Source organism: Streptomyces sp. NBC_01017, from assembly GCF_045162795.1.
Lineage (GTDB): Bacteria > Actinomycetota > Actinomycetes > Streptomycetales > Streptomycetaceae > Streptomyces > Streptomyces machairae.
This window is the reverse complement of record NZ_CP108683.1, coordinates 8,008,466-8,024,976: the sequence shown is the minus strand read 5'-3', so window position 1 is coordinate 8,024,976 and position 16,511 is coordinate 8,008,466. Positions and strand designations below refer to the sequence as shown.

Sequence of the window (16,511 nt, the reverse complement as noted above, 5' to 3'; positions counted from 1 at the left end):
CCTCGCTTCCCGGTGAAGCGAGGGCCCGAAGTACATGCACGACTTGCCCGGACTACTTCACCGACCCGGCCATCACGCCCTGCACGAAGTGCCGCTGGAACGCGAAGAACACCATGACCGGCACCACCAGCGACACGAACGCCCCCGGCGCCAGCACGTCGATGTTGCTGCCGAACTGCCGGATCTGGGACTGCAGTTCAACCGTGAGCGGCTGCGACGCGCTGTCCGCGAAGAGCAGCGCCACCAGCATGTCGTTCCACACCCACAGGAACTGGAAGATGGCGAGCGAGGCGATCGCCGGGCGCCCCACCGGGAGTATCAGCCGTGTGAAGATCCGCCACTCGCTGCCCCCGTCCATCCGGGCGGCCTCCAGCATCTCCTTCGGCAGCTCGGCGAAGTAGTTCCGCAGCAGGAACACCGCGAACGGCAGCCCGTACGCCACGTGGAACAGGACGACACCGGGAATCGTGCCGAACAGCCCCAGCTGGCCGAAGAGTTTGGCGACCGGGAGGAGGCCGATCTGCACGGGCACCACGAGCAGCGCCACGACGACCAGGAAGATCGCCTCACGTCCGGGGAAGTCCAGCCACGCGAAGGCGTACCCGGCGAGTGCCGCGAGGACGACCACCAGCAAGGTCGCCGGCACCGAGATCAGCACGGTGTTCCAGAAGGCCTGGGTGATCCCGGCGTTCCCCAGCAGCGCCGAGTAGTTGTCGAAGGACAGCTGGCCGGGACTGGTGAACACGGTCCACCAGCCGCCCTTCGCCGTGTCCTCGGCGGACCGCATGGAGGACATGAACAGCCCGGCCAGCGGCGTCAGCCACACCAGCCCGATCACCACGAGAAACGCCTGGACCAGCCCGTTGCCCAGTCCGCGCCTGACCGCGTTCATCGCTGACTCCCTCGGAAACGGCGGACGTTGAAGACCATGGCGGGGATGACGAGCAGCAGGAGCAGTACGCCGAGCGCGCTGCCGAGGCCCTGGTTGTTGCCGCCGCCGAACGACACCAGCCACATCTGCGTCGCGAGTACGGTCGCGTCCTCCTGCACCGGCCCGGGCGCGATGATGTAGACGAGGTCGAAGACCTTCATCACGTTGATGACGAGGGTGATGAACACGACCGTCAGCACCGGCGCCAGCAGCGGCACGGTGATCCGCCGGAAGATCTGCCACTCGTTCGCGCCGTCCATCCGCGCCGCCTCCAGCGCGTCCCGGGGCAGGGTCGCCAGACCCGCGCCGATCAGGACCATCGCGAACCCGGTCCAGATCCACAGGTACGCCCCGATGATCGCCGGCGTGACGAGCGTGGGCCCCAGCCAGGACACGCCCTCGTAGGGGGCGGCGAAGTTCGAGGCCGGCAGCCTCACGGTGTACGAGCCGTCGTCCAGCCCCTCGAAGCGGAAGGAGCCGTCGGCCCCCGTGGTCGTCGAGGCGACCGCCTCCCCGTCACGCACCGCCTCGACCGTCATCTCCGGCAGCCCGCTCTCCCGCTGGTCGACCTTGCCCTGCTCCCCTCCCCCACCGGGCGTGAAGTCGAGGTACACGACACCGCTGAGCTCACCGGGGCCCGCCTTCTGCCCCGCAGCCGCGTTCGCCGGCCGGGCGTCCTCGGGAAGGTCCGCCGGCAGCACACCGACGAGGCCCAGTGTCACGGCGTCCCCGGGAGACGCGGTCGCGCTCGTGCCGTACGAGCCGTCCGCGTCCTTCGCCAGGCCCTGCCCGTCGCGGGCCCGGGCCGTCGGATACGTCGACGTGCCCTGGAAGGCGTCGTGCACGGAGACGACAGCGGCGTTCAGCACGCCCTTGTCCGGGTCCTCGTCGTAGGCGAGCCGGAAGATGATGCCGGCGGCGAGGAAGGACACGGCCATCGGCATGAACAGCAGCAGCTTGAAGGCGGTCGCCCAGCGGACCTTCTCCACCAGCACGGCCAGGATCAGGCCGAGGCCCGTCAGCAGCGCCGGGGCCACGACGACCCAGATGGTCGTGTTGCGGATCGCGTTGAGTGTCGCCGGGTCGCGGAACATCTCGGAGTAGTTCTCGCCGCCCACGAACTCGGTGCCGGAGGCGTCGAAGAAGCTGCGGCCGATGGAGAACAGCACGGGGTAGACGACGAGCGCGCCCAGCAGGAGCAGCGCGGGGAAGACGAAGAGGAGGGCGATGATCCGCCCGCGCCGCCGTGAGCGTCGGGCGCGCGCCTTGCCGTCGCCCGGAGCGGGCGACGGGCTTGCCTCTTTCACGAGGGTGGCGGTCATGTCCGGTCAGCTTTCATACGTGTGGCGGTCATGGATGATCAGCCCTGGCCCTCGTACGCCTTGGCCGCCGCGGCCTCCAGCTTCGCCGCGGTGCCCTTCGGGTCCGACGGGTCGCGCAGGAAGTCCTGCAGCAGCTTCCACTCGCCGGCGCCCTTGGTGCCGCCGAAGGACGCCGGGGCCTGGTCGGACATGTCGAAGCGGACCGAATCGCCCGCGGAGACGAGGGACTTGGCGGTCGCGCGGGTGACGTCGTCGCCGTACGAGGCGAGGTCGACGTTCTTGTTCGGAGACAGGAAGCCGCCCGCCTCCGCCCACACCGCCGCGGCCTCCGGGGTGGCGAGGTACTCCAGCAGTGCCATGCCGGCCTTCTGGTTCTTGCCGTCCTTCAGGACGACGGCCGCGTCACCGCCGCTGACCACCGGCGCCTTGCCTGCGCCGACCGCCGGGAAGGGGAAGAAGTTCGCGTCCTCGCCGATGGACTTGCCGAACTGGTCCTTGGCGACGCCCGCGACGAAGTCGCCCTCGTAGACCATGCCCGCCTCGGGCTTCGGTCCGAACACCTTCTCCACCGAGCCCGGGAAGTCGGTGTTCAGGGCCTCCTTCTGACCGCCCGCGATCAGCTGCTTGTCCTTGAACAGCTTGCCGAGGGTGGTGAGCGCGTCGACCACGGACGCGTCGGTCCACTTCAACTCGTGCGCGGCGAGGGCGTCGTACTTCTCGGGTCCGGCCTGGGAGAGGTAGACGTTCTCGAACCAGTCGGTGAGGGTCCAGCCGTCCTCGCCGGCGACCGAGAAGGCGGCGAGGCCGGAGTCGGAGACGGTCTGCCCGGCCTTCAGCATGTCGTCGTAGCTCTTCGGCGGCTCGACGCCGGCCTGGGCGAGAGCGTCGGGGCTGTACCAGACGGTCGACTTGTGGGCGGCCTTGAAGTAGAGGCCGTAGAGGGTGTCCTCGACGCTGCCGTAGCTCTTCCACACGGGAGCGAAGTTGGCGTCCACGGACTTCTGCGTGGTCTTGGACAGCGGCTCCAGCCAGCCCTTCTTCGCGAACTGCTGGAGCACGCCGACCTGCGGGACCATCACCACGTCGGGGGCGTTGCCGCCCTCGATCTTGCTGCCGACGACGGTGGAGACGTTGTCCCCGGTGGACACGAACTCGGTCTTGGCGCCCGTCTTCTCGGTGAACGCGTCCAGGACCTTCTGGAAGTTCTTCTGCTCGGTGCCGGTCCAGACACCGGCCACGTTGATCGTCTGGCCGCTGAGTGCCTTGTCACCGCCGCCCGCGGCGACCGGTCCGCCACCGCAGGCGGTCGCGCCGAGCGCGAGGACGAGAGCGGTGCATCCGGTGAGCAGGGTCGTACGTCGTCGCATCATCGTTGATGTCCCTTCGGGGGATGGGGAGTAGACGGAAAAATCAGGAGGCGCGGGACTCGGTCCCGTCGCTCATCCACCAGGCCGCGGTGGAGCCGGGCAGGACCCCGGCCGGGCAGGGGCCGCTCGACAGCAGCGGGGTGCCGGAGACCGGCGCCGGTGTGGGCGCGGTACCGAAGTTGACGGCGCAGACGAGGCCGTCGCCGCGGACGAAGGCCAGGACGCCGGGCGGGCTGTCCAGCCAGCTCAGCGTGCCCTCGCCCAACTGGGGCAGTGCCTCGCGCAGTTGGAGGCCGTCGCGGTACAGGTGCCAGAAGGAGCGGGTGTCGGCGAGGGCGCGGTCGGTGGCGTACTCGGCGAAGTACTCGGGCTGCGGCAGCCAGGGCTTGGCGCTCTCGGCGCCGGAGGTGAAGCCGAACGGGGACGCCTGTCCCGACCAGGGCAGCGGCACCCGGCAGCCGTCACGGATGCGGGCCCGGCTGCCGGTGCGGTGGAAGATCGGGTCGGTGAGCACGTCGTCGGGCAGGTCGACGACCTCGGGCAGGCCCAGCTCCTCGCCCTGGTAGATGTACGCGGCACCGGGCAGCGCCAGCATCAGCAGCGCGGCGGCGCGGGCGCGGGCGGCGCCGAGGCCGCTGCCCTCGGTGGCGGGTTCGCCGTAGCGGGTGACGGTGCGGACCTGGTCGTGGTTGTTGAGGACCCAGGTGACCGTCGAGCCCGTGCCGGCTATGTCCTGCATGGCCTCGGAGATGACCTTGCGGAACGCGCCGGCCTCCCAGGGGGCACTGAGCAGGTCGAAGAAGAAGGCCTGGTGGAGCTCGTCGGAGCGGACGTACTGGGCGTGCTCACGTGCGGTCGGCACGGACACCTCGCCGACGAGCAGGCGCTCACGGCCGTCGCGGGCGGTGTACTCCTCGCATAGGGAACGCCAATGGCGCCACACCTCGTGCACCTCGGGCTGGTTCCAGGCGAGGGGGTTGACCGAGTCGCGGGTGCGGGCGTCGGCCTCCGGGTCGTCGGAGTCGGGCAGCTCCGGGTGCTTGTAGAGGCCGGCGGCGACGTCGATGCGGAAGCCGTCGATGCCCCGGTCGAGCCAGAAGCGGAGGATGCGGTCGAACTCCGCGGCGATCTCGGGGTTGCGCCAGTTCCAGTCGGGCTGCTCGGGCGCGAACATGTGCAGGTACCACTGCCCGGACCGCCCGTCCGCCTCGGTCACCCGGCTCCAGGCCGGGCCGCCGAACATGGAGTGCCAGTTGTTGGGCGGCTCGGTCCCGTCGGCGCCGCGGCCGTCGGCGAAGTGGAAGCGGGCACGGGCCGCGCTGCCGGGTTCGGCGGCCAGCGCCTCCTCGAACCACGGGTGCTCGCTGGAGCAGTGGTTCGGAACGATGTCGAGCAGCACCTTGACGCCGAGCCGCCGGGCGGCCGCGACCAGCTGGTCGAACTCGGCGAGGTCGCCGAAGAGCGGGTCGACGTCGCAGTAGTCGGCCACGTCGTACCCGTGGTCGTGCTGCGGCGAGGGATAGAAGGGGCTCAGCCAGATCCCGTCGACCCCGAGCTTCTTCAGATACGGCAGCCCGGCCCGGACCCCGGCGAGATCGCCGACACCGTCGCCGGTGCTGTCCAGGAAGCTACGGACGTAGACCTGGTAGATCACCGCGTCACGCCACCAGTGGTACTTACTCAGCATGCATGCATGTTAAGTATCCGTTTCAGGAGGGTGTCAATGAACTGGACGCAAGCTACCGAGCAGTTGACCTAACAAAATAGGGCATACCGTGACAGGATGCGGAGGGATGAGACGCTGCCGTTACTTAACAGGTAACTACTCAGCGCGCGATGGTGTCGAGCTCGCGCGCCAGCCGCCGCACAGCGGCCTCGGGCGTCTCGCGCCCGGTCATCGCGTCGTGCACGACCGCCTGCACCACCAGGCTCACCTGGTCGTAGCGCGGGCTCTTGGGGCGCGGCGCGGCCGTCAGCACGCTCTCGCGCAGGGTCGGCAGATACGGGAACTCCCGCACCAGCCCGGGATCCTCGTACAGGTCGGCCCGCACCGGCGGCAGGGCGCCGCGCGTGAGGACCTGGCGCTGGACGCGCTCACTGGTCAGGTACGCGATCAGGCGGGCGGCCGAGTCGGGGTGCCGGGCATGGGAGCTGACGGCCAGGTTGGAGCCGCCCAGCACACTCGTCCCCGGACCGTCCGGACCCGGCAGCGGCACGGCACCGATCCGCCCGGAGACCGGCGAGCCCTCGGCCGACGCGCCGACATAGGCGTACGGCCAGTTGCGGAGGAACAGCAGACGTCCGTCCTGGAAGGCCTGCTTGGACTCCTCCTCCTTGTAGGTGAGCGCCCGCTCGGGGATCCAGCCCTCGCGGACGCCCCGGGCAAGGAAGTCGATGCCGTCGCGGGCCGCCATCGAGTTCACGGTGACGCGCTCACCCTCGTCGCCGAGGATCGAGCCGCCCGCCGAGTAGACGGCCTCGGCGGCGTTGACCGTGAGCCCTTCGTACGGCAGGAACTGCCCCGCGTAGCCGTCCAACCCGTACTTGGGCGCGATGGTCTTCGCGGCCCGTTCGAGTTCGGCCCAGGTGCGCGGTGGGTCGACGCCCTCCTTGGCGAGGATGTCCTTGCGGTAGAGGAGCAGACCGGCGTTGGTGACGTACGGGACCGCGTACAGCTGTCCGTCGTAGGTTGCCGTGTCCACGACCGGCGGCAGGAAGCTGCCCAGCGGGAAGCGGTCACGCGCCAGCGGGCGGATCCAGCCCTGCGCCGCGAACTCCGAGGTCCAGCTGACGTCGATGTTGAGGACGTCGAAGCGGCTGCGGTCGCCGCCGCGCAGGTCGGTCGTCATCTGCGCGTGGGTCTCGTCGGCGGAGTCGGGCAGCTCGACGAGAGTGACCTTCTCGTCGGGGTGGGTGCGGTTCCAGCCCTCCAGGACGGAACCGAGATAGCCGGTGAGGTCGCCGGCGGTGGCGAGGGTCAGGGGTCCCCTGCCACTCGCGGGACCCTCGTCGGCGCGGGCGCCGGAGGCAACGTAGCCGGTCAGGATCACAACGAGGACGAGAAGGCCCCTACCGGCGGCGTGGATCCACCGCATAGGTTCCTCCTTGCACACCGGCCCCAGGCACCTTCGCCCGGAGTCAGAGGCCATGTATACCTGTTAGGTATGCGCGATACTAGGCCTCGCGGCACATTACCCATGATGCGAGGAGGAGAGCACGAGTGCGGCTGCCCCTCCTGGCCCTGCTGGCGCGCGGCCCGGCGCACGGCTATGAGCTGAAGCAGGACCTTGAGCAACTGCTGGGCTCCGCGTACCCTCAGCCGAATGTCGGCCAGATTTATGTGACCCTCGCCCGTCTCGAGAAATCGGGGCTGATAGAGGGCGAGGACGTCGAGCAGTCGAGCCGGCCCAACAAGAAGGTCTACCACCTCACCGACGCCGGGCGTGAGGCGCTGCGCGCCTGGTTCGAGGAGCCCGAGGACGAGCCGCGGGTGCGGGACGAGTTCTTCATGAAGCTGGCCGTCGCCCCGCAGACGGGGCTCGCCAGCCAGATCGCCCTTATCAACCAACAGCGGCGCCAGTACTTGAACACCATGCGTCAACTGTCGAAACTGGCCGCCGCCGAAGACCGGGACAACCGCATCGCCCATCTGCTGATCGAGGGCGCGATGCTGCATCTGCAGGCCGACCTCGACTGGCTGGAACGGTGCCAGGAAGAGCTGGAGGAGCTGGAGTGAGCGACGATTCCGCTCCTGCGCTGGGCGCCGACGGTCGTGGCGCGCGAGCCGGTGGCTCCGCGCCGCAGGCCGAGAGCTCTGCGCTGCCCGCTGAGAGCTCTGCGCTGCCCGCTGAGAGCCGACCGGTGCTGCGGGCGGAGGGCCTGGTCAAGACGCATCAGGGCGGCGAGGGTGCTCCGGCGCATGCCGTGCGGGGTGTCGATCTTTCCGTCCGGAAGGGCGAGTTCGTGGCCGTCACCGGTCCGTCCGGTGCCGGTAAGTCGACCTTGCTGCATCTGCTGGGCGGGCTGCAGCGCCCGGACAGCGGGAGCATCTGGCTGGACGGCGAGTGCGCGGACCGGTGGAGCGAGGCCCGCTGGGCGGTGGAGCGCAGGAAGCGGATCGGCATCGTCTTCCAGTTCTTCAACCTGGTCTCCGACCTGTCCGTCGCCGACAACGTGGAGCTGCCCGCGCTGCTGGCCGGCGTCGCGCCGAAGCGGGCGCGCACCGAGCGGGCGGAGCTGCTGGGCGAGCTCGGTCTCGCGGGCAAGGAGCGGAGTCTGCCGGGCGAGCTGTCCGGCGGTGAGCAGCAGCGGGTCGCGCTGGCCCGCGCCCTGGTCAACCGGCCGCCGCTGCTCCTGGCCGACGAACCGGCCGGCAGCCTGGACAGCAAGGGCACCCGCGAGGTGATGCGGCTGCTGTCCCGCTTCCACCAGCGCGGCCAGGCGATCGTGCTGGTCACGCATGACGCCCGACTGGCCAGCGCCGCTGACCGCGTGATCAGCTTCTTCGACGGCCGCATAGCCGACGACGCCGAACTGGACGGCGGTCCGCCGCCACGCCGGCCCGGGACGTCGGGTGTGCTGGAGCTCAGGGACTGAGATGCGGCTCTACGACGATCCCCGCCCCCTGCGCGGGCCCGCCGGTCCCGAGCGGCGAGGCTGACGCCCATGCGAGCCACCCTGCGCTGGGCGCACTCCGATCTGCGGACACATCGCGGCGAGGCGCTGTTCCTCGTGCTGGCCACAGCCGGGATCGTCGTGTCGTTGTTGCTGGCCACGGCCCTTTTCGGCTACGCCACCAACCCCTGGCAGCGCGTCTTCACCCAGGCGCACGGCGCGCACGTGTGGCTGCACACCGGGCCCTCGGCCGACACCGGGAAGCTGACCGACCTCGACGGCGTCGAGTCCGTCGCGGGTCCCTACCCGACCGCCTCCACCACCCTGTCGTCCCAGGGCACCCGTGCCACCGTCGAACTGCGCGGCACCCCCGAGCGCCCCACCGTCGGCCGCCCGCTCCTCACCTCCGGCCACTGGCTGGACCCCGCGAAGCCGGACGGTGTCGTCCTGGAGACCCGCCTCGCCCGCGCCCTTCTCGCCGCCCCCGGCGACACCCTCACCCTGCCCGGTACCGGCACCGACACCGGCACTCCCCGGACCCTGACCGTCCTCGGCGTCGCCGACAGCGCAGAGCCGCGCTACCGGCCGGGCGAGCAGCCGGGCCTCGTCTGGGCGCCGCCTTCCGCCGTGCCCGACCCGGGCGGCCAGGTGATCGGGCTGCGCCTGACGGACCCCGACGACACGGACTACGCCGTCCAGCGCGCCGTGACCGTGCTGGGCGCCGGCGCGGTCAGCGAGGTCTCCACCTGGAAGCAGGGCCGCGCCGAGGCACAGGGCGACAACCGGCTGCTCGGGCAGGTGCTGGGCCTGTTCGGACTGGGCGCGCTGGTCGCCGCCGGGCTCGCGGTGCACGGGGCGATCGGCACCCGCATCCGCGGACATCTGCGGGACATCTCCGTGCTGAAGGCGATCGGCTTCACGCCGGGCCAGGTGGTCCGCGTCTTCCTGCTGCAACACCTCGCCTACGCGCTGCTGGGTGCCGTCGCCGCCGCGACCCTGATCCAGGCCCTGGGCAGCCATATCCCGGGCCGGCTCGGGGACGCGGTCGGGGTGTGGCAGGGACTGCCCGGGCACACCGTGGCACTGTTCACGGTTCCCGTCGCGGCGGTGCTGCTCATCGGCGCGACCACCGGGCTGGCGGCGTGGCGGGCGGGACGCGTGCCTCCGGTGCCGGTGCCACGGCCCGCGGCACCGCTCGGCGGGCGGCTGTCGGGGGTGGCCCGGCAGGCCCTCGGGCTACGGCTGCCGCCCGCGCTGGTGCTGGGCTGGCACCGGGCGTTCACACGTCGCCTGCGGTCACTGGCGACGGTCGCCCGGCTCGCGCTGCCGCTGCTGCTGATCGTGGTGGCGATGAGCGCGTGGACCACGATCGAGCGCTTCGACAGCAGCCCCGAGCAGATCGGCCTGCCGACGGCCCTGACCGTGCACACCGAGTCCGGCCTGGCCGACCGGGACACCCGCACGCTGCTGGAACGCGACCCGCAGGTCACCGCCGCCTACCCCGGCGTCGAGGTGGCCGCCCTGGTCCCGGGCCAGACGGCCACGATCGCCCTGCGCGGCCTCGGCACCCGCGCGGACCCCTACCCGTACGCCCTGGCCGAGGGCCGCCCCGCGCAGGGCCGCGACGAGGCGGTGGCCGGGCAGGGGCTGCTGGATCTGCTGGACGTGCGGGTCGGCGACTGGGTGCGGATGACCGTCGGCGACCAGCCGCAGATCCTGCACATCGTGGGCCGCAGCGTCGAGCCGGAGAATGCCGGCCGGGTCATCTCCACCTCCCTCGACACCCTCCGCGAGAACGACCCCGGCCTCGGCCCCACCCTCTACGAGCTACGGCTCCGCCCGGGCGCGGACCCCGGTGAAGTCGCCGACCGGCTGGCCACCACCGGGCACGGACGCCTCGACGTACACGCCGTCCCGAACCCCGCCGACGGCCTCTCGGCCCTGCGCGGAGTCGTCGTCGGCCTGATCGCCGTGCTGGCCCTCATCGGGCTCATCGAACTGCTCACCGCGATCGGCGGCGCCGTCCGCGAGGGCGAGCGCGACCTGCTGGCCCTCAAGGCCATCGGCCTGTCCCCCCGGCAGATCACCGCGATCACCGTCATCTCCACGGCCTGCACCGCCCTGGCCGCGGTCGTCATCGGCACGGCACTGGGTACGCCCCTCGCACACTGGCTGATCGACGCCCAGGGCAGATCGAGCGGCATCGGCGCCGGGATCGCCCAGGGCCCGTCCATCGCCCTCCTGCTGCTGTTCGGCACGGCGGCAGTCGCCGGAGCAGCCGCACTCGCCGCCGTCCCGGCCTCCCGCGCGGCCCGCCGCCGACTCGCCGACACCCTGAGCGCGGTCGCCTGACCGACGACCGGGCCGCTGCACATTCGGCGAGGTCAGCTGCCGTAGGGGCCGGGGCCGTATGGCTGCTGCGGGTTGTACGGAGGCGGCTGGTTGTACGGAGGCGGTGGGTTCTGCGGCGGCTGCGGACCGTACGGGTGCTGCGCGGCCGGGCCGTACGGATTCCCCTGCGGGGGCCGGCCGTAGGGGTTCCCGTGCGGCGCGTACGGATTCCCCTGCGGCGGTACGAAGCCGTTCGGGGCGTACGACGGGGGCGGCGGGGTCGGCATCGGAGCGGGCGTCGGAATCGGCGGCAGGGTGGCCGGGTGGGCCGCCAGCCCGATGCCGTACCGGTTCTTGAGCCGGCCCATCTCCAGCAGGGCGATGCCCGTGACCGTCACGGGGGCGCCCAGGATGAAGACGAAGCCCAGTGCGAGGCCGAGACCGTGCAGGTCACCGGTGACGAGATCGGGAATCGCCATCAGCCAGGTCGTCACCGTCGCGAGCAACGGCGGCAGACTGCGGTGCACGACAGCGGTGCCGAAGAAGTTGCCCGAGATCCGGTAGGCGCCGGCGATCACGAAGAAGCCCATCCACAGCCCCACGAGGCTGCACAGCATGTTCCCGAGGACCCCGAGGCCGCCCCCCAAGCGGAAGATCAACACCGTCCCGAGCGCCGAGCCGATGAACAGCAGCAGCAACTTCAGCGACCTGACGAGCGGCTCCCGCAGCTGCCCCACCGTCCCGGCGCCGGAACGCCGCCACAGATAGAGCATCACGCCCACCGTGAGCGGTGTGATGAACAGCAGGACCGCGCAAGCGGTCGCCGCGTTGTCCAACATCTCGTCGAACGCGAACCCGCCCTCGACGAAGGTGTAGACACCGAACGCCGCAACCGCCCCCACGATGACCCGCGCCTTCTTGAGCGCGTCCACCGACGGATCCAGTGAGTCCGGAATCCAGGTCGGATGGAACACCGCCCGCGCCACCTGATGAGGCTTCAGGAACGACTGGGCGGTCAGGGCGCCGCCGGTCCAACTCCCTTGCGGATCAGCCAATTCGCACTCCCCCGAGTGATCGTGCCCATGATCAACGAGGGAGTCTACGGGAAGCGGACGACCACGCGCCGCCCGCCTTCCGCATCCGCGGTTCCTGCCGGATCCGCGGTCACTGCCGGCCGCGCAGCTCCCGGTACTTGGCGACGAGGGCCTGCGTCGACGCGTCCAGCCCCGACACCTCGGCGCCCTCGGTCAGCGCGGGCTCGACGCGCTTGGCGAGGACCTTGCCGAGCTCGACGCCCCACTGGTCGAAGGAGTCGATGTTCCACACCGCGCCCTGCACGAACACCTTGTGCTCGTACAGCGCGATCAGCTGCCCGAGCACCGACGGCGTCAGCTCGCGCGCGAGGATCGTGGTCGTCGGGTGGTTGCCCTTGAACGTCTTGTGGGTCACCAGCTCCTGCGGCACCCCCTCGGCGCGCACCTCCTCCGGCGTCTTGCCGAACGCCAGCGCCTGCGTCTGCGCGAAGAAGTTCGCCATCAACAGGTCGTGCTGTGCCTTGAGTCCGTCGCTCATCTCGGCGACGGGCTCGGCGAAGCCGATGAAGTCCGCCGGGATCAGCTTGGTGCCCTGGTGGATCAGCTGGTAGTACGCGTGCTGCCCGTTGGTGCCCGGCGTGCCCCACACGACCGGCCCGGTCTGCCAGTCGACCTCCCGCCCGTCCCGGCCCACGTACTTGCCGTTGGACTCCATGTCCAGCTGCTGCAGATACGCCGTGAACTTCGACAGGTAGTGGCTGTACGGCAGCACCGCGTGCGACTGGGCGTCGTGGAAGTTGCCGTACCAGATGCCCAACAGGCCGAGCAGCAGCGGCACGTTGGACTCCGCGGGCGCGGTGCGGAAGTGCTCGTCGACGATCCGGAACCCGTCGAGCATCTCCCGGAAGCGGTCCGGGCCGATGGCGATCATCAGGGACAGGCCGATCGCCGAGTCGTAGGAGTAGCGCCCGCCGACCCAGTCCCAGAACTCGAACATGTTGGCCGTGTCGATGCCGAAGTCCGCCACCTTCTCGGCATTCGTCGACAGGGCGACGAAGTGCTTGGCGACGGCTTCCGGACCCGCCTTCAGCTCGCCCAGCAGCCAGTTGCGCGCCGAGGTCGCGTTGCTGATCGTCTCGATCGTCGTGAACGTCTTGGAGGCGATGACGAACAGCGTCTCGGCCGCGTCCAGGTCGCGGGTGGCCTCGTGCAGGTCGGCGCCGTCGACGTTCGACACGAACCGGACGGTCAGGCCGCGGTCGGTGAAGCTGCGCAGCACCTCGTACGCCATCGCCGGGCCGAGGTCGGAGCCGCCGATGCCGATGTTGACGACGTTCTTGATGCGCCTGCCGGTGTGCCCGGTCCAGACGCCGGAGCGGACTCGCTCGGCGAAGTCGGCCATCTTGTCGAGGACGGCGTGCACCCCCGGGACGACGTTCTCCCCGTCGACCTCGATCACCGCGTCCCGGGGTGCGCGCAGCGCGGTGTGCAGCACGGCGCGGTTCTCGGTGGTGTTGATCTTCTCGCCGCGGAACATGGCGTCCCGCAGCCCGAACACGTCCGTCGCGGCGGCCAGCTCGCGCAGCAGCCGCAGCGTCTCGTCGGTGACCAGGTGCTTGGAGTAGTCGACGTGCAGGTCACCGACCTGCAGCGTGTACCCCGCACCACGGTCCGGGGCGGCGGCGAACAGCTCCCGCAGCCGCACTTCGCCAAGCTCCTCCCGGTGCTTGGCCAACGCGGTCCACTCGGGCGTCTGGTTGAGCCTGGTACGGCCGTCTGCGTTCATGTCCGACTTCAGCCTTCTTTCGTGCCTGTCCCAGCTGTTCCAACCTAATTGATCAGCGCGCGGCATGAGCCGTCGTGGCGTCGTCGTCCGGCGCAACAACAGGTACGTCCGGCTTGCGCACAGGTATCAGCGAGGCGACGGCCAGTACGAAGAAGGCGGCCGTGAGCAGGGGCGGGGTGTTGAGGCCCCAGGCGGTGGCGACGGCGCCGCCCAACAGGGCGCCGAGCGGCACCCCGGCGAAGGCCAGGGTCCGGAACGCCGAGGCCACCCGGCCCAGTAGAGCCGCGGGGCTGCGCTGCTGAATGAGGGTCGTCGTGTTGACGTTCCACACCATGCCCATGAGCCCGAAGACGGCCAGGGCGGCCACCAGCACGGCCAGGCTGCGCACGGTGCCCATGACGACGAGGGCCGCGATCTGCACCGCACCGGCGAGCAGCACGGCCCGGATCCCGCCCAGGCGCTTCACGATCCGGCCGTTCAGCACTCCCCCGGTCAGGCTGCCGAGGGTTAAGGCGGCGCCCGCCATCGCGTACCCCACGGGGCCGGCGTCCAGCCACTCGGTCACCAGGAGGACCAGGGTGGCGAGCTGGGCACCCATGCCGAAGTTGCACAGCGCGGTGGCCGCGCACAGTCCTCGCAGGGCCCGGTCGCGCCACAGCGTGCGCAGTCCCTCCGCGATCTCCCGGCGCAGGGTGCTGCCCGCCGGTGCCGGCCCCCGCTCGGGCGCCTCGATCCGCAGTGAGGCCACCAGCACGGCCGCCACCAGGTAGGTGCCGGCGTCGGCCGCGAAGGGCACGGCCGCTCCCACCGCCAGCAGCACCGGCACGACCGGCCCGCCCACCACTCCGCCGGCGATACGCTGCCCGGTCATGAGGCGGGCGTTCGCACTGCCCAGCGCGTCACGGTCCACCAGGGCGGGGAGCAGGGCCGTGGCGGCGTTGTCGAACAGTGTCTGGAGCGCGGTCAGCGTGAAGGCCAATGCGATGAGCAGGCCGATCGAGGCGTGCCCGAACGCCACGGCCACCGCGAAAGCGCCGACCAGGAGGCCCCGTAACGCATCCACCGTCCACATCGCGCGCCGCTGGTCCACCCGGTCGGCGACCGCGCCGCCGAGCAGCCCGAAGATGATCCACGGCAGATAGCCGCAGGCAGTGACCGCGGCGATCAGCAGCGGCCGGTCGGTGAGGGTCACGGCAAGGAGCGGCAGGGCAGCCGTACGCAGGGAGTCGCCGAAGCTGGAGAGCACGGCGGCACTCCACAGCCGCCCGAAGCCTCCGCGCCACACGGGCGCACCCACGCCCACCGTCCCAGCCGTCGCCACGACTCCCCCTCCCGGTCCGTCGCTCGGTCCTTCGATACGAAAGATCGATACACAAACCGTAGAGGGCGCCACTGACAATCGGCCCGCGAGCGACTCGGCGCCGGTGCGTCGTACAGATCCGGCCGGGCACCCGAGGGTGTCCGGCCGGTCTCAGTTTCTAGATCTCGCCCCGCAGTTTGGCGAGCGCCTCGGCGAGGATCGCCTCGCCGTCCGCGTCACTGCGCCGTTCCCGTACATACGCCAGGTGCGTCTTGTAGGGCTCGGTGCGCGGCGGGTCCGGCGGGTTGTCCCGGTCCTGTCCGGCGGGAAAGCCGCAGCGCGGGCAGTCCCAGGTGTCGGGAACCTGCGCGTCGCTGGCGAAGCTGGGCTGCGTCTCATGCCCGTTGGAGCACCAGAAGGAGATGCGCAGCCGGGGCGCGGACTCGCCCCGCTCGGCCTCGCCCATCGGCCCCGCCCCGACCCGGCTTCCTCGGATCGCGTTGCCACTTGCCACGGTCGTAACTCCCTGCGTGATGGTGCCGCGAAGCGAGTCGGCGTTTCGCTTCGCTGCGAGCGCCTCAGTCTACGTAAGGCCCAACGCGCGTCCAGTGATTGGAGTTACATAGCCCTCACACCTAGACGCAAGCCCCATGATAGGCCGCGCTCAGCTGCGCGTACCGAACATGGGGCCTTACGTGTGGATTGTGCGTGCCGGTCAGTTGTTCACCTTCATCAGGACACCGAGCACGACAATGCACGCGAACCACATCAAACCGACCACCACGGTGATCCGGTCGAGGTTGCGCTCGGCGACCGAGGAGCCACCGACGGACGACTGCATGCCGCCACCGAACATGTCGGAGAGGCCGCCGCCCTTGCCCTTGTGCATCAGCACCAGCAGCATCAGCAGCCCGCTGAAGACGATCAGGGCGATCGAGAACCCCATAACCACGGCTGGACCAACTTCCTCGGATCTGGATGGACGACAGGGGCACAGCCACTGAGCTGTGCCCCCGCAAGGGTACGACGGATCCCGCTTACCAGGAACTCACTGGTCGCGGAACCGCACGATCTTGACGAACTCGTCGGCGTCCAGCGAAGCACCGCCGACGAGGGCGCCGTCGATGTCGGCCTTGGCCATGATCTCCGCGACGTTGCCCGACTTCACGGAGCCGCCGTACTGGATGCGGACCTGGTCGGCCAGCTCCTGGGTGTACAGCTCGGCGAGCTTGCCGCGGATGGCGGCGCAGACCTCCTGGGCGTCCTCGGCGCCGCAGACCTTGCCGGTGCCGATGGCCCAGACGGGCTCGTAGGCGATCACGATCGTCTCGGCCTGCTCGGCCGGGAGGTCCTTCAGACCACCCTCGACCTGGGCGAGGGTGTGGGTGACGTGGTTGCCCGCCTCGCGGACGTCCAGTTCCTCGCCGACGCACAGGATCGGGGTCAGGCCGTGCTTGTAGGCGGCCTTGACCTTGGCGTTGACGATCTCGTCGGTCTCCGCGTGGTACTGGCGGCGCTCGGAGTGGCCGATCGCCACGTACGTGCACTTCAGCTTGGCCAGCATCGAGCCGGAGATCTCGCCGGTGTAGGCACCGGAGTCGTGCGCCGAGATGTCCTGGGCGCCGTACTTGATCTTCAGTTTGTCGCCGTCGACCAGGGTCTGCACGGAGCGCAGGTCGGTGAAGGGCGGCAGGACGGCGACCTCGACGGCGTCGTAGTCCTTGTCGGCCAGGGCGAAGGCGAGCTTCTGGACGTGCGCGATGGCCTCGAGGTGGTTGAGGTTCATCTTCCAGTTGCCCGCCATCAGCGGCGTGCGCGTGCTCATA

General features: G+C 70.4%; 14 protein-coding genes. 3 read left to right on the top strand and 11 right to left on the bottom strand.

The features are described 5' to 3' along the window. Nucleotides 1-52: 52 nt before the first annotated feature. The 5 genes from OG331_RS36795 to OG331_RS36775 form a co-directional block, all read right to left on the bottom strand. Nucleotides 53-892: a carbohydrate ABC transporter permease gene (locus tag OG331_RS36795; protein WP_406204598.1), complete on the bottom strand. Its 840-nt coding sequence runs from the start codon at nt 890-892 to the stop codon at nt 53-55. Further along, nucleotides 889-2,253, bottom strand: coding sequence for an ABC transporter permease subunit (locus OG331_RS36790; RefSeq protein WP_406204595.1), 1,365 nt, complete (start codon nt 2,251-2,253; stop codon nt 889-891). Before OG331_RS36790 ends, OG331_RS36795 begins: the two co-directional genes overlap by 4 nt. A gap of 38 nt (nt 2,254-2,291) precedes the next feature. Beyond that, the gene (locus tag OG331_RS36785) at nt 2,292-3,623 is read right to left on the bottom strand and encodes an ABC transporter substrate-binding protein (RefSeq protein WP_406204592.1); all 1,332 of its coding nucleotides are present in this window, start codon (nt 3,621-3,623) and stop codon (nt 2,292-2,294) included. 40 nt (nt 3,624-3,663) lie between these two features. Further along, a complete protein-coding gene (locus OG331_RS36780; RefSeq protein WP_406204589.1) occupies nt 3,664-5,307 on the bottom strand; it encodes a glycoside hydrolase family 13 protein in 1,644 nt (547 codons plus the stop codon). A gap of 139 nt (nt 5,308-5,446) precedes the next feature. Next, entirely contained in the window at nt 5,447-6,715 is a 1,269-nt protein-coding gene (locus OG331_RS36775) for an ABC transporter substrate-binding protein (RefSeq protein ID WP_406204586.1), read from the bottom strand. A gap of 125 nt (nt 6,716-6,840) precedes the next feature. Between OG331_RS36775 and OG331_RS36770 the strand changes: the two genes are divergently transcribed. From OG331_RS36770 to OG331_RS36760, 3 genes are all read left to right on the top strand, one after another. Next, nucleotides 6,841-7,356 (top strand): PadR family transcriptional regulator, encoded by a 516-nt coding sequence (locus OG331_RS36770; RefSeq protein WP_362378440.1) that lies wholly within the window; start codon nt 6,841-6,843, stop codon nt 7,354-7,356. 83 nt (nt 7,357-7,439) lie between these two features. Beyond that, a complete protein-coding gene (locus OG331_RS36765) occupies nt 7,440-8,216 on the top strand; it encodes an ABC transporter ATP-binding protein (RefSeq protein WP_406210533.1) in 777 nt (258 codons plus the stop codon). Between the two features lie 69 nt (nt 8,217-8,285). Then, entirely contained in the window at nt 8,286-10,586 is a 2,301-nt protein-coding gene (locus OG331_RS36760; protein WP_406204583.1) for an ABC transporter permease, read from the top strand. A gap of 32 nt (nt 10,587-10,618) precedes the next feature. Here OG331_RS36760 and OG331_RS36755 read toward each other — a convergent pair whose 3' ends face one another. The 6 genes from OG331_RS36755 to tpiA form a co-directional block, all read right to left on the bottom strand. Beyond that, nucleotides 10,619-11,620: a hypothetical protein gene (locus OG331_RS36755; RefSeq protein WP_406204580.1), complete on the bottom strand. Its 1,002-nt coding sequence runs from the start codon at nt 11,618-11,620 to the stop codon at nt 10,619-10,621. A 109-nt stretch (nt 11,621-11,729) separates the two neighbouring features. After that, nucleotides 11,730-13,385, bottom strand: a complete 1,656-nt coding sequence (gene pgi / locus OG331_RS36750) for a glucose-6-phosphate isomerase (protein ID WP_406204578.1) — start codon at nt 13,383-13,385, stop codon at nt 11,730-11,732. A gap of 52 nt (nt 13,386-13,437) precedes the next feature. Beyond that, a complete protein-coding gene (locus OG331_RS36745) occupies nt 13,438-14,706 on the bottom strand; it encodes an MFS transporter (protein WP_406204576.1) in 1,269 nt (422 codons plus the stop codon). Between the two features lie 157 nt (nt 14,707-14,863). Continuing rightward, nucleotides 14,864-15,199, bottom strand: coding sequence for an RNA polymerase-binding protein RbpA (locus tag OG331_RS36740; RefSeq protein ID WP_003957010.1), 336 nt, complete (start codon nt 15,197-15,199; stop codon nt 14,864-14,866). 201 nt (nt 15,200-15,400) lie between these two features. Then, the gene (gene secG, locus OG331_RS36735) at nt 15,401-15,631 is read right to left on the bottom strand and encodes a preprotein translocase subunit SecG (protein WP_406204573.1); all 231 of its coding nucleotides are present in this window, start codon (nt 15,629-15,631) and stop codon (nt 15,401-15,403) included. Between the two features lie 102 nt (nt 15,632-15,733). Next, nucleotides 15,734-16,510 (bottom strand): triose-phosphate isomerase, encoded by a 777-nt coding sequence (tpiA, locus tag OG331_RS36730; protein ID WP_406204570.1) that lies wholly within the window; start codon nt 16,508-16,510, stop codon nt 15,734-15,736. Nucleotide 16,511: the final 1 nt, after the last annotated feature.

Bases quoted from the DNA above. Each gene is read 5' to 3' on its own strand.
- OG331_RS36795 (WP_406204598.1), bottom strand. From the start codon at position 892: ATGAACGCGGTCAGGCGCGGACTGGGCAACGGGCTGGTCCAGGCGTTT.
- OG331_RS36790 (WP_406204595.1), bottom strand. From the start codon at position 2,253: ATGACCGCCACCCTCGTGAAAGAGGCAAGCCCGTCGCCCGCTCCGGGC.
- OG331_RS36785 (WP_406204592.1), bottom strand. From the start codon at position 3,623: ATGATGCGACGACGTACGACCCTGCTCACCGGATGCACCGCTCTCGTC.
- OG331_RS36780 (WP_406204589.1), bottom strand. From the start codon at position 5,307: ATGCTGAGTAAGTACCACTGGTGGCGTGACGCGGTGATCTACCAGGTC.
- OG331_RS36775 (WP_406204586.1), bottom strand. From the start codon at position 6,715: ATGCGGTGGATCCACGCCGCCGGTAGGGGCCTTCTCGTCCTCGTTGTG.
- OG331_RS36760 (WP_406204583.1), top strand. From the start codon at position 8,286: ATGCGAGCCACCCTGCGCTGGGCGCACTCCGATCTGCGGACACATCGC.
- pgi (WP_406204578.1), bottom strand. From the start codon at position 13,385: ATGAACGCAGACGGCCGTACCAGGCTCAACCAGACGCCCGAGTGGACC.
- secG (WP_406204573.1), bottom strand. From the start codon at position 15,631: ATGGGGTTCTCGATCGCCCTGATCGTCTTCAGCGGGCTGCTGATGCTG.
- tpiA (WP_406204570.1), bottom strand. From the start codon at position 16,510: ATGAGCACGCGCACGCCGCTGATGGCGGGCAACTGGAAGATGAACCTC.